Source organism: Streptomyces sp. NPDC058145 (assembly GCF_042884245.1).
Classification (GTDB): domain Bacteria; phylum Actinomycetota; class Actinomycetes; order Streptomycetales; family Streptomycetaceae; genus Streptomyces.
The window spans coordinates 207,945-220,011 of the sequence record NZ_JBHVUH010000004.1 but is presented as its reverse complement, the minus strand read 5'-3'; the positions used below and the strand labels follow the sequence as shown (position 1 = coordinate 220,011).

The window sequence follows — 12,067 nt, the reverse complement described above, 5'->3', positions numbered from 1 at the left end:
GGCCTCTCACGGCGTGCTTACTGCTTGCCGCACTGATCGACGACCTTCTGCTCATTCTCGGAGAGGCTCGGGCCGGGGCTGGGCTTGGCGGTCGGGGACTTCGAGGGGGACGACGGGGGCTTCGACGACGCCGACGGGTTCGGCGTGGGTGATGCCTTGGACGTGAAGGAGGCCGGGGTGGTTCCCGTGGTGCCTCCGGCCTCGCCCTCGCCGGTCTTGGCGTTCTTCTCGGTCTCGGCGGCCGCGCGCTCGGCCTGCTTGCGGCATGCGGAGGCCTGCACGGACAGGGCGTCGATCTTCGCCCGGGCCTGGTCCAGGCCGCCTGCCGTGATCGTGTTCTTGACCTGCTTCTGCTGGTAGGGCGGCAGGTACTTGAGTTCGATCTCGGGGTGGTCCTTCTCCACCTTGGACAGCGACACCCAGGCGAGGTCCTGACTGATGCCGCGGTACAGGGCGACGTGCTCGTCGTTGGTGCCGACGTAGTACTGGGTCTGCGTCCAGCGGTAGCCGCCGTACAGGCCGCCGCCGATGACGGCGAGGGCGAGGACGCTGTAGAACGATCTCTTCAGCCACCTGCGGTTCTTGCGCGGCTTGGTGAAGTCGTCGTCCGTGTAGTCCCCGTAGCCGTCGGGGACGTAGCCGGTGGTGTCGCCGGAGCCGGGCGGGCCGAACTCGCCGCCGCCTCCCGGGTGGTCCTGGCGGCCCAGGTGGGAGGCGCGGCCGGCCGGGGTCTGCATGATGCCGTTGTCGTGCAGGTGGTGCTGGTTCTCGGCGACGGCGCCGACCACGACCGGGGTGTCGGACAGCTGCCCGGCGAGGGTGTCGCCGGTGTCCAGGTCGAGCACGTCGGCGATGATGACGGTGATGTTGTCCGGGCCGCCGCCGCGCAGCGCGAGCTGGATCAGCTCCTGCACGGTCTCCTGCGGGCCCTGGTAGCTGGCGAGGGTCTCCTCCATCGTCTGGTGGGAGACGACGCCGGACAGACCGTCGGAGCAGATCAGGTAGCGGTCGCCGGCCCGGACCTCGCGGATGGACAGGTCGGGCTCGACGTGGTCGCCGCTGCCGAGGGCGCGCATCAGCAGGGAGCGCTGCGGGTGGGTGGTGGCTTCTTCCTCGGTGATGCGGCCCTCGTCGACGAGCCGCTGCACCCAGGTGTGGTCCTGGGTGATCTGGGTCAGCACCCCGTCGCGCAGCAGGTACGCGCGCGAGTCGCCGACGTGCACCAGGCCGAGCCGCTGCCCGGTCCACAGCAGGGCGGTGAGCGTGGTGCCCATGCCCTCGAGCTGCGGGTCCTCCTCGACCATGCCGCGCAGCTGGTCGTTGGCGCGCTGCACGGCGTGGCTGAGGGAGGTGAGGATGTCGGAGCCGGGGACGTCGTCGTCGAGCGTGACCAGGGTGGAGATGACCTCGGAGGAGGCGACCTCGCCGGCCGCCTGGCCGCCCATGCCGTCGGCGATCGCGAGCAGGCGGGGACCGGCGTAACCGGAGTCCTCGTTGCCCTCCCGGATCATGCCCTTGTGCGATCCGGCGGCGAAGCGCAGTGACAGACTCATGCGCACCTCGCCCGTCGGCTCCGGGTACAGCCGGTCGTGTCGAGCCACACTGCCCACCCTCCGGTCAGGAGCGCGCCGGAGACCGGGGTGCGGCCTGCCGCTGCGTGCTCGCTCCGCTCGCGCTCACTCATGACGTAGCACTACTTCCGCAGCTCGATGACGGTTTTGCCGATGCGGATCGGCGCGCCCAGCGGGATCGGCGTGGGTGTCGTCAGCCGGGACCGGTCCAGGTAGGTGCCGTTGGTGGAGCCGAGATCCTCGACGATCCACTGGCCGTCGCGGTCCGGGTAGATCCTGGCATGGCGGCTGGAGGCGTAGTCGTCGTCCAGCACGATCGTGGAGTCGTGCGCCCGGCCCAGGGTGATGGTCTGGCCCTGCAGCGCGACGGTGGTGCCGGTGAGGGTGCCCTCGGACACGACCAGCTTGGTGGGGGCGTTGCGGCCGCGTCGGCCGCCGCCCTGCTGGCCGCGCTGCTGCGGGGGCGCGGACTGCTGCCGGGCGGCCTGCTGCGGCCGTGCCGCCTCCCTGCGCGCTCCGCGCTGGGTGACGCGTGTACCGAACAGGTCACTACGGATGACCTGTACGGCCACGATCACGAACAGCCACAGTACGGCCAGGAAACCCAGCCGCATGACCGTGAGGGTCAGCTCTGACATTGCCCCCGCTTCACCCTTCGGCTTGCCGGTAAATGATGGTGGTGCTGCCCACGACGATCCGCGAGCCGTCGCGGAGCGTAGCGCGGGTGGTGTGCTGCCCGTCCACCACGATGCCGTTGGTGGAGCCGAGATCCTGGATCGTCGAGGGCGTTCCGGTCCGGATCTCACAGTGCCGGCGGGAGACGCCGGGGTCGTCGATCCGCACGTCGGCCTCGGTGCTGCGGCCCAGCACCAGGGTCGGGCGGGAGATCTGGTGGCGGGTGCCGTTGATCTCGATCCAGTGGCGGGTGCGCCCGCCGCTCATGGGTGCGGCCGCGGGCCGCTGCGTGGCGGGCTGCGGGTAACCGTAGCCGCCGGGGCGGGTGCCGGGCGGCGGTGCGGACGGCATGGGGGGCGCTCCGGCGGGAGCGGCGGGCTGGTAGCCGTGGCCGCCGCCCTGGGCGGGGCCGGGACGTCCGGCGGGCGGCCCGGGGGGCGCCTGCTGGTTGCTGGAGGAGGCCAGGGTGCGGCTGCGCACCCGGTACAGCCCGGTGTCCAGGTCGTCGGCCTTCTCCAGGTTGACCTTGATCGGGCCCATGAAGGTGTAGCGCTGCTGCTTGGCGTAGTCGCGCACCATGCCGGCCAGCTCGTCGCCGAGCTGCCCGGAGTAGGGGCTGAGGCGCTCGTGGTCCGGCGCGCTCAGCTCCACGATGAAGTCGTTGGGTACGACCGTGCGGTCGCGGTTCCAGATGGTGGCGTTGTTGTCGCACTCCCGCTGGAGCGCGCCGGCGATCTCCACCGGCTGGACCTCGGACTTGAAGACCTTGGCGAAGGTGCCGTTGACCAGACCTTCGAGACGCTGCTCGAACTTCTTCAGGACTCCCATGGGGCACCTCCTCCGTCGCTGCCGTTATGCCTTGCCCTGCTCTGTGCCTGCTGTGGGCCGCTGTTCCGCCCGTACTGCTCACTGATCGTATCTACGCGTCCGGCAATCAGCCGGTTCCCCCAGCGGCTCCCCTTCGAACTCCTGCAGACAAGGATCGTAGAGGCGGGCAAGTACCAGTGTCCCGCACCCGGCTGTGGACCTGGCCCGCCTCCTGGACAGATGGCCGGGACCGGTACGAGGTTGATACGTGAACAGGCTCTCCCTGAAACGTGGCCTGCGCCTGCGCTCTCCCTACCCGGTCGGGCGGCAGGTAAGGGATGTGAATCCACCTCGTACAGCGTGCTAATGTTCTGGATGTCGGAAGGGGCCGGCCCGAAAGGGACGGAGCCGGAAGACACACCCAATGCGCGGGTGGCGGAATAGGCAGACGCGCTGGATTCAGGTTCCAGTGCCCGAAAGGGCGTGGGGGTTCAACTCCCCCCTCGCGCACACAGAGGCTACGGGCCCATCGTGAAAACGGTGGGCCCGTAGTCGTTTTGGCGTGCGTTCTCTGTGAGGAAGCTCTCAGGGGTGCCGACGGCGTGGCGGACGGGGTTTTCCACAGGTCTTCGGTTGTCCACAGGGTCTGACGCGTTCCGGCCGACGGCTGTACGGTCTGCACGAGTTGATGTCCGAGCGTGCGGGCGGGGGAGGCGGTCCTGGTGACGGGATCCGGTGTGGAGGCGGTGGGGCGGGCGGTGACGGCGCCCCGGTTGCCGCGGGTGCGTGGCTTCGCCCAGTGGCCGTCGCAGGGTTCGCCCAAGAAGCAGGGCAAGGCGCTGCGGGCCGCGGTCCCGCGTGACGCACACCGCGTCCTCGATCTGGACGCAGGCCGCCCGGACGCGGTCACCGCGGTGGCGGACTCCAACGCCGGCCGCATCCCCGAGCTGACGCCGATACGGGTGGGCAGGATGGTGGCCACCCCGTTCGCCTTCCTGCGCGGCTCCGCCGGGCTCATGGCGTACGACCTGGCCCGTACTCCGATGACCCGCATCGGCGCCCAGATATGCGGTGACGCGCACGCGGCCAACTTCGGTCTCTACGGGGACGCCCGCGGCCGCCTGGTCATCGACCTCAACGACTTCGACGAGACGGTGCACGGCCCCTGGGAGTGGGACCTGAAGCGGCTCGCCGCCTCCCTGGTGCTGGCCGGACGGGAGGCGGGCGCCGACGAGGACACCTGCCGGGAGGCCGCCCAGGACGCGGTGGGCGCCTACCGGCGGACCATGCGGCTGCTGGCCGGGCTGCCCGTCCTCGACGCCTGGAACGCCATCGCGGACGAGGAACTGGTCTCCCACACCGACGCCCACGACCTGCTCGGCACGCTCGAACGGGTCTCGGAGAAGGCGCGGGCCAACACCAGCGGCCGGTTCGCGGCCAGGTCGACGGAGGAGACGGAGACCGGCGGACGGCGCTTCGTCGACGCGCCGCCGGTGCTGCGCCGGGTCCCGGACGCCGAGGCGGCCGCGGTGGCCGCCGCCCTCGAGCCGTACGCGGCGACGCTCTCCGAGGACCGGCTGCCGCTGCTGGCCCGGCACGCGGTGCACGACGTGGCGTTCCGGGTGGTCGGCACGGGCAGCGTGGGCACGCGCTCGTATGTGGTCCTGCTGCTGGACCACCGCGGGGAGCCGCTGGTGCTCCAGGTGAAGGAGGCGCGTCCGTCGGCGCTCGTCCCGCACCTGGCCGCGGCCGGCTTCCAGGCGCCGGCTGTGGAGCACGAGGGGCGCCGGGTGGTCCTCGGCCAGAAGCGGATGCAGGTGGTCAGCGACATCCTGCTCGGCTGGACGACGGTCGACGGGCGGCCCTTCCAGGTGCGCCAGTTCCGCAACCGCAAGGGCAGCGTCGACCCGGCCGCGCTCGCCGCCGACCAGATCGACGACTACGGCCGCATGACCGGAGCCCTCCTGGCCCGCGCCCATGCCCACAGCGCCGACCCGCGCCTGATCGCCGGCTACTGCGGCAAGAACGAGGAGCTGGACGAGGCGATCGCCGCCTTCGCGGTCGCCTACGCCGACCGCACGGAGGCGGACCACGGGGAACTGGTGGCGGGGGTGCGAGCGGGGCGGATCGCGGCCGAGACGGGCGTGTGACGGGGGTGGCGCGATGAAGTACGTCGAGCTGAGCGGCGGCGTCGGGGAAGAGGCGGGGTTCGTCGACCCCCGGCCCTACCTCGATCGGCTGCCCGCTCTCGCGGCCGAACTGCCGCCGGGCGCCCGCGCGTTCGCCACCGACCCCGGGCACTACGACTTCGGTGGCAGGCGCTGCGTGAAGGACCTGCGGCCGTCGCGGGTGCGCCGCGGCGGGGGCGGGGACGTCGAGATCCGCTTCCGGCACAACTGCTTCAAGCACGACGAGGACCTTCTCGTCCGCTACACCGGGGTCTCCCGTTTCCAGTCCGACGTCCTGGGCAGCTGCGACCCCGCCTCGCTCGGTGATGTGATCCTCGACGAGATACTCCCGGGCCCGGCCGGCTGCACCCACGAGCTGGTGGCCGAGTGGATACCGGCCGACTGCCCCGACGCGGTGCCGCGCGCGTGAACCGGCCCATCCGCGGCGCCGGGTTCCGGCCGTGGCCTACGCTGGTCGGGTGACGACCCCGGAAGCTGAGCAGTCCCAGGCACCGCGGCCCGAGGAACGGCTGGAACAGGCCGTGCGGGCAGCCGAGCAGGCGTTGATCGAGTACGAGATCGCCGTGGAGACGTTCCGCGTCGAGGTCGAGAACTTCTCCCGGCTGCACGAGCAGAAGCTCGGCCCGCTCTATATGCGCATCGAGCACCTGGACGCGGAGATCGCCGAGGCGAAGGCCGCCCGTACCGGGGACCCGGAGGACATCCGCCGGGCCGAGGAGGCCCGGGCGCATGTGCTGCCGATCCCCGGCGTCGAGGAGCTGCTGCACGGCTGGATGGACGGCCACGGCCTGTTCCCGGAGGCCTCCGCCATGCTCACCGACCAGGCGGTACGCCCTCCCGAGCGGGTGCGGCCCAGCGAGGAGGCCCGCAAGCTCTACCGCGAGCTGGCCCGTAAGGCCCACCCCGACCTCGCCCAGGAGGAAGAGGAGCAGCAGCGGCGCGAGGAGTTCATCAGCCGCGTCAACGCCGCCTACGCCCGCGGCGACGAGGCGCTGCTCAGGGAGCTGGCCGAGGAGTGGGCGGCGGGTCCGGTGCCGCCCGAGCGACGGCCGAGCCCCGCCGACGAACTGTACGCCCGCCTGGAGTGGCTCTCCCAGCGCAAGGAGCTGCTCACTCTGGTCGCCCGCGAGCTCGAGGAGGGTGCCATCGCCGGCATGCTGCGGCTGGCCCCGGACGACCCGGACGGCCTGCTCGACGAGATCGCCGGCCGGCTGCGCGCCGACATCGAGCAGCGGGAGACCGAACTGGCGGCCCTCCAGGCCCAGGGCTGACCCGGCCTTCCTTCCGGTAGCGTCGGGGGCATGAGTTTTGGAGCTGGGGTGCCCACCGTCGAGGTCACGGATCTCAAGGACGACGACTTCCTGCTGGACGTCCGCGAGGACGAGGAGTGGCAGGCTGGTCACGCCGATGGCGCGCTGCACATCCCCATGAGCGAGTTCGTGGCCCGGTACGGCGAGCTGACCGAGGCCGCCCCGCAGGACGGCCGGGTGCATGTGATCTGCCGGTCCGGAGGGCGTTCGGCGCAGGTCGCGATGTATCTGATCCAGCAGGGCGTCGACGCGGTGAACGTCGACGGCGGCATGCAGGTCTGGCAGGCCGCGGGCCGTCCCGTGGTCACCGACGCCGGGGCGCCGGGCGCCGTCGTCTGATCCGCGTCGTCTGATCCGCGGCGGCCCGGCCCCGGCCGGCCGGATCCCGCTGGCCCGGCCCGGTCGGCCGGGCGGGTGGGCCGTCGGCGGGTGACCGGGCCTTTCCCCGTACGCCGGGCGGGAACTCAGCGGTCGAAGTCCAGCTTCGCTTTCTCCGTCACCGGATGCGACTGGCAGGCCGGCGGCTGCTCGTACCGCCTGGCCGGTCGTCCGCCCCGGCGCACGACGTGGTGATGGCCACGGCCTCCGGTGGTTCCCCGGGGCTGCGCCCGGCGGGCGCGGCTGAGTACCGTTCCGTGCGGGCGTCGAGCAGTGGCGCCCGTGAACCATGCGGCGCCTGTGGCGGGCGGCCGTACGACGTCGGCGGAAATCGGGGATCGGGGCGGAATGGACGCGTACGACGAGGACTCGCACAACCGGCGGGGGCCGGACGGGTCGAAGGGGGCGCGTCTCCCGGAGAGCGGCACGGACGGGCACGAGTCGCCGGTCGCCGGTGGGGAGGGAAACGGGCCGTCGGTCACGGGTGCGGCCGCAGACGAGTCGCCCGCCGACGACACGGAGCGCAATGAGTCGTCGGCCGTGCGCACGGAGCGGAATGAGTCGTCGGCGGTGCGCACGGACGCGCACGAGTCCTCGGTCGGGGGCACGGACGCGAACGAGCAGCCGCCCGTGGACACGGACCCCGTCGGCGGCGCCGAGCCGGCGGCCCCGCCCCGTACCGGCGTCGCCGCCCTCTCCCCCCGCTACCAGGTCGGAGCGGCGGTGGCGCTCGCGGCCGTCGCCGTCGCCGCCTGCGTGCACCTGGGGATGGTGTTCCTGAGCCTCGCGCCCGCGAACACGGTGACCAAGCAGCACGGCAAGGCGATCGAGGAGTGGGTGTATCCCGAGTTCGAGCAGAACTGGAAGCTGTTCGCACCGAACCCGCTGCAGCAGAACATAGCCGTGCAGGTCCGCGCCGAGGTGCGGACGAAGGACGGTGATCTGCGCACCACCGGCTGGAGGGACCTCTCCGCCCGCGACGGTTCCGCGATCGACGGCAACCTGCTGCCGAGCCACACCCAGCAGAACGAGCTGCGCCGCGCCTGGGACTTCCTCGCCGCCACGCACGGCACCGACAACCGTCCGGTGGGCCTGCGCGGCGCACTGTCCGAGACGTACATGCGCCGGATCGTGACGATGCGCCTGTACCGGGAGGACGCGATCGGCCGGCAGGGCCTCGTCCAGCGCGTGCAGGTCCGCTCGCGGACCACCAATGTGCAGCCGCCCGTGTGGAGCCGCGAACGGTTCTCGAGCAAGCCCGTCTACCGCGTACTGCCCTGGTGGACGGTGACCGCCGACGAGGCCGCGGGAGGTGTGGCGTGAACGGTCTGTCCCTGACGCTCTCGCGGGGCATCGCCCGCGTCACCGAGTCCGCCCTCGGCCGGTACCAGAGCGCCTTGATCCGCATCGGCTTCTCCGGTACCTGGCTGCTGTTCCTGCTGCGCGAGTTCCCCCACCGCCGGGAGATGTACGGTCCCGACGGTCCCTGGAACTGGGATCTCGGCCGGCAGCTCACCGACGAGAACCACGCCTTCACGGCCCTGATGTGGTCCGGCGGAGGCGTCTGGTTCGAGATCTTCTATGTGCTGGCGATCCTCGCCACGGCGGCGCTGCTGCTCGGCTGGCGCACCCGGACCGCCTCCGTGCTGTTCATGGTGGGTGTGCTGTCGCTGCAGAACCGCAGCGTCTTCATGGGCGACGGCGGCGACAACGTCCTGCACCTGATGGCCTTCTATCTGGTGTTCACCCGCTGCGGCCAGGTGTGGTCGCTCGACGCCCGGCGGGCGGACCGCGAGGCCGCGGCACGCGCCCGTGGCGAGCGGGTCCGCCCCGACCGGCTGGGGCCGGCGCTGTGGGCGGTGCTGGGCCTGGTGCTCGCCGGTGTGTCGCTGACGGGCCGGCTGTTCGACAACGGCTGGCTGGTGCCCTCGCTGCTGTGGACGGTCTGGGCCGTTCTCGGCCTGTGGGCGGTGGTACGGCGCCGGAGGAGGTCCGAGGAGCCGCGCATCCTGCTTGACGTGATCGCCAACGTCCTGCACAACGGCGCCCTGTTCGTGATCATGGCGGAGGCCTGCCTGATCTACGCCACGGCCGGCTGGTACAAGATCCAGGGCTCGCGCTGGCAGGACGGCACCGCCGTCTACTACCCGCTCCACCTGGACTACTTCTCGCCCTGGCCGGCCCTTGCCGACCTGATGTCCTCCAGCGGCACGATCATGATGGTCGTCACCTACGGCACGGTCATGGTGCAGGTCGCCTTCCCGTTCACGCTGTTCAACCGGCGGGTGAAGAACGTCCTGTTGGTGCTGATGATGCTCGAGCACGCGGTGATCGCGGTCGTCCTCGGGCTGCCGTTCTTCTCGCTGGCCATGATCACGGCGGACGCCGTCTTCCTGCCGACGTCCGTCCTGCTGCTGCTCGGCGGCTGGGCGGCACGCGCGCGTGAGCGGCTGGTGCGGCGCGGCCGGGACGAGGACCCCGTGCTGCCGGCGCCGCGCGCCTCCGAGGAGACCGCCCCGGGCTCGGCCGAGGAGCGTGCGCCGGGCCACGTAGGGTTCAGCGCATGACCGATCCCCTGGCCCGCTGGCGGGCGAGCGCCGGTACCGCCGTGCTGCTGGACGGCTTCCACGCCCTCAAGCACGCGCTGCGTTTCGGCGCTCAGGTCCCGGTGGCGGTCACCACCGACCGCGGGGCGGCGCTCGCCCTCGCCGAGGAGCTGGCCGGGGACGTCAGGGACTTGCTGGACGAGTTGCTGACCGAGGTGCCCGCGGCGACGTACGCCTCGCTCGTGCCGCGGCCCCATCCCACCGGGGTGGCGGCGCTGGCCGTGCGGCCGTCCCGTGAGGACAATCTGCGCTCGCTCGCCCGTACGCCCCGGCCGGCGCCGGTCGTGGTCCTCGACAACCCGCGCAACCTGGGCAACGCCGGCGCCGTGATCCGGCTGGCCGCCGGTTTCGGGGCGACCGGTGTCGTCACCACGGGCACTCTCGACCCCTGGCACCCCACCGTGGTGCGCGGCGGTGCGGGACTGCACTTCGCGACGGCCGTGGAGCGGCTCGGTGCCGACGAACTGCCCGCCGGACCGCTGTTCGCCCTCGACCCGGAGGGCGAGGACATCCGGGGTGTCACGCTGCCCGACGACGCCGTGCTGGCCTTCGGCTCGGAGCGCAGCGGTCTGTCGCCCGAGGTGCGTGGGCGGGCCGACCATCTGCTGGCGCTGCCGATGCGGCCCCAGGTCTCCAGCTACAACCTGGCCACCAGTGTGGCCATGACGCTGTACCACTGGAGTGCCACCGGGGGCGCGGCGACGGCGCCCCCGGCGGTCACGGATTCCTAGGCCTGGTGGCGGACCTCCACCACCCGGAAGCGGTTGGCGACGAACGCGCCGTCGGTGAGGGCCGCGTTGGCCGCCGGGTTGCCGCCCGAGCCGTGGAAGTCGGAGAAGGCGGCCGTCTGGTTCACGTACACCCCGCCGGTCAGGTTGAGCGACAGCTGGGCGGCCTCCTCCAGGCAGACCTCCTCGACGGCCCGCTCGGCCTCCGGGTCGGTGGTGTACGCGCCGACCGTCATCGCGCCCTTCTCGCGGACGGTGCGGCGCAGCAGCTCCACCGCGTCGGCCACCGTGTCGACCGCGACGGCGAAGGAGACGGGGCCGAAGCACTCGCTCATGTAGGCGGCCTCGTCGTCCGGCTTGGCGCCGTCCAGCTTGACGATCACCGGTGTGCGGACCACCGCGCCGGGGAAGTCCGGGTTGGTGATCTCCCGGGAGGCAAGGACGACCTCGCCGAGGCCGGCGGCCGCTTCCAGGCGGGCCTTCACGTCCGGGTTGACGATGGCGCCCAGCAGGGCGTTCGCGCGCGCGTCGTCGCCGAGCAGGCCGTCGACGGCGCGGGCGAGGTCGGCGGTCACCTCGTCGAAGGTCCTGTGGCCCTCGTCGGTGCGGATGCCGTCGCGCGGGATCAGCAGGTTCTGCGGGGTCGTGCACATCTGGCCGCTGTACAGGGACAGCGAGAAGGCCAGGTTGGACAGCATCCCCTTGTAGTTGTCGGTCGACTCCACGACGACCGTGTTGACGCCGGCCTTCTCCGTGTAGACCTGCGCCTGGCGGGCGTTGGCCTCCAGCCAGTCGCCGAAGGACGTCGATCCGGTGTAGTCGATGATGCGGATCTCGGGGCGGGTGGCGAGGGTCTTGGCGATGCCCTCGCCGGGGCGCTCGGCAGCCAGTGCCACGAGGTTCGGGTCGAATCCGGCCTGGGTGAGCACCTCCCGCGCGATGTGCACGGTCAGCGCGAGCGGCAGTACCGCGTGCGGGTGGGGCTTGACCAGGACCGCGTTGCCGGTCGCCAGCGAGGCGAACAGGCCCGGGTAGCCGTTCCAGGTGGGGAAGGTGTTGCAGCCGATGACCAGGCCGATGCCGCGCGGGACCGGAGTGAACCGCTTGGTCAGCGCCAGCGGGTCGCGCTTGCCCTGCGGCTTGGTCCACTCGGCGGTGTCGGGCGTGCGGACCTGCTCCACGTACGCGTACGCCACCGCTTCCAGGCCGCGGTCCTGGGCGTGCGGGCCGCCCGCCTGGAGCGCCATCATGAAGGCCTGTCCGCTGGTGTGCATGACCGCGTGCGCGAACTCGTGCGTCCGGTCGCTGATCCGCTTGAGGATCTCCAGGCAGACCACCGCGCGCGTCTCCGCGCCCGCGTCCCGCCAGGCGCGCTGTCCGGCCTTCATCGCGGGCAGCAGCACGTCGAGGTCCGCGTGCGGGTAGGTCACGCCGAGCTCGATGCCGTAGGGGGAGACCTCGCCGCCCACCCAGTCGTCCGTGCCGGGCTGGCCGAGGTCGAGGCGGGTGCCGAGGACGGCGTCGAAGGCGGCCTTGCCGGCCGCCGCGTCCAGGCTGCCCCGTTCCCCGTACGCCTTGGGGTGCTCGGGGTGCGGGGACCAGTACGCGCGCGTGCGGATCGCTTCCAGGGCCTGGTCGAGCGTGGGCCGGTGCCTGGCGATCAGGTCGTGCGCGGTCAGTTCGGCGGCCATGCGGGACCAACTCCTCGTCTCAGGAACTCTTCCTCGAGTTCATGACCTGGGCGGAAACAGAGGCAGGAACGGGTAGACAGAGCTAGAGTAACCGAACGATCGGTCGGGACAA

At 71.9% G+C, this 12,067-nt stretch carries 11 protein-coding genes and 1 tRNA gene; 8 read left to right on the top strand and 4 right to left on the bottom strand.

The window, feature by feature from the left end:
* Nucleotides 1–17: 17 nt before the first annotated feature.
* From ACFVVO_RS10970 to ACFVVO_RS10960, 3 genes are all read right to left on the bottom strand, one after another.
* Nucleotides 18–1,601, bottom strand: a complete 1,584-nt coding sequence (locus tag ACFVVO_RS10970) for a Stp1/IreP family PP2C-type Ser/Thr phosphatase (RefSeq protein WP_390053717.1) — start codon at nucleotides 1,599–1,601, stop codon at nucleotides 18–20.
* Nucleotides 1,602–1,693: 92 nt separating this feature from the next.
* Nucleotides 1,694–2,209: an FHA domain-containing protein gene (locus ACFVVO_RS10965; RefSeq protein ID WP_061922349.1), complete on the bottom strand. Its 516-nt coding sequence runs from the start codon at nucleotides 2,207–2,209 to the stop codon at nucleotides 1,694–1,696.
* A gap of 10 nt (nucleotides 2,210–2,219) precedes the next feature.
* A complete protein-coding gene (locus tag ACFVVO_RS10960; protein WP_390053715.1) occupies nucleotides 2,220–3,074 on the bottom strand; it encodes an FhaA domain-containing protein in 855 nt (284 codons plus the stop codon).
* 405 nt (nucleotides 3,075–3,479) lie between these two features.
* Here ACFVVO_RS10960 and ACFVVO_RS10955 point away from each other — a divergent pair.
* From ACFVVO_RS10955 to ACFVVO_RS10920, 8 genes are all read left to right on the top strand, one after another.
* Nucleotides 3,480–3,563: transfer RNA gene (locus ACFVVO_RS10955), tRNA-Leu, on the top strand.
* A 212-nt stretch (nucleotides 3,564–3,775) separates the two neighbouring features.
* Nucleotides 3,776–5,203 carry a DUF2252 domain-containing protein gene (locus ACFVVO_RS10950; protein ID WP_390053713.1) on the top strand — a complete coding sequence of 476 codons (1,428 nt, stop codon included), beginning with the start codon at nucleotides 3,776–3,778 and terminating at the stop codon, nucleotides 5,201–5,203.
* Between the two features lie 13 nt (nucleotides 5,204–5,216).
* On the top strand, nucleotides 5,217–5,651 hold the full coding sequence (locus tag ACFVVO_RS10945; protein WP_390053711.1) for a hypothetical protein: 435 nt from the start codon (nucleotides 5,217–5,219) through the stop codon (nucleotides 5,649–5,651).
* Between the two features lie 49 nt (nucleotides 5,652–5,700).
* On the top strand, nucleotides 5,701–6,513 hold the full coding sequence (locus tag ACFVVO_RS10940) for a hypothetical protein (protein WP_390053710.1): 813 nt from the start codon (nucleotides 5,701–5,703) through the stop codon (nucleotides 6,511–6,513).
* Nucleotides 6,514–6,561: 48 nt separating this feature from the next.
* A complete protein-coding gene (locus ACFVVO_RS10935; RefSeq protein ID WP_390054118.1) occupies nucleotides 6,562–6,891 on the top strand; it encodes a rhodanese-like domain-containing protein in 330 nt (109 codons plus the stop codon).
* Nucleotides 6,892–7,278: 387 nt separating this feature from the next.
* Complete coding sequence (locus ACFVVO_RS10930) at nucleotides 7,279–8,253, top strand: DUF5819 family protein (protein WP_390053708.1); 975 nt, start codon at nucleotides 7,279–7,281, stop codon at nucleotides 8,251–8,253.
* Nucleotides 8,250–9,497: an HTTM domain-containing protein gene (locus tag ACFVVO_RS10925; protein WP_390053706.1), complete on the top strand. Its 1,248-nt coding sequence runs from the start codon at nucleotides 8,250–8,252 to the stop codon at nucleotides 9,495–9,497. Before ACFVVO_RS10930 ends, ACFVVO_RS10925 begins: the two co-directional genes overlap by 4 nt.
* Nucleotides 9,494–10,267: a TrmH family RNA methyltransferase gene (locus ACFVVO_RS10920; protein WP_390053704.1), complete on the top strand. Its 774-nt coding sequence runs from the start codon at nucleotides 9,494–9,496 to the stop codon at nucleotides 10,265–10,267. Before ACFVVO_RS10925 ends, ACFVVO_RS10920 begins: the two co-directional genes overlap by 4 nt.
* Here the strand turns inward: ACFVVO_RS10920 and paaN are convergent.
* The gene (gene paaN / locus ACFVVO_RS10915; protein WP_390053702.1) at nucleotides 10,264–11,955 is read right to left on the bottom strand and encodes a phenylacetic acid degradation protein PaaN; all 1,692 of its coding nucleotides are present in this window, start codon (nucleotides 11,953–11,955) and stop codon (nucleotides 10,264–10,266) included. The genes ACFVVO_RS10920 and paaN overlap by 4 nt on opposite strands.
* Nucleotides 11,956–12,067: the final 112 nt, after the last annotated feature.

Coding starts and splice junctions, on each gene's coding strand:
- ACFVVO_RS10930 (WP_390053708.1), top strand. CDS start 7,279: ATGGACGCGTACGACGAGGACTCGCACAACCGGCGGGGGCCGGACGGG.
- ACFVVO_RS10960 (WP_390053715.1), bottom strand. CDS start 3,074: ATGGGAGTCCTGAAGAAGTTCGAGCAGCGTCTCGAAGGTCTGGTCAAC.
- ACFVVO_RS10920 (WP_390053704.1), top strand. CDS start 9,494: ATGACCGATCCCCTGGCCCGCTGGCGGGCGAGCGCCGGTACCGCCGTG.
- ACFVVO_RS10945 (WP_390053711.1), top strand. CDS start 5,217: ATGAAGTACGTCGAGCTGAGCGGCGGCGTCGGGGAAGAGGCGGGGTTC.
- ACFVVO_RS10965 (WP_061922349.1), bottom strand. CDS start 2,209: ATGTCAGAGCTGACCCTCACGGTCATGCGGCTGGGTTTCCTGGCCGTA.
- paaN (WP_390053702.1), bottom strand. CDS start 11,955: ATGGCCGCCGAACTGACCGCGCACGACCTGATCGCCAGGCACCGGCCC.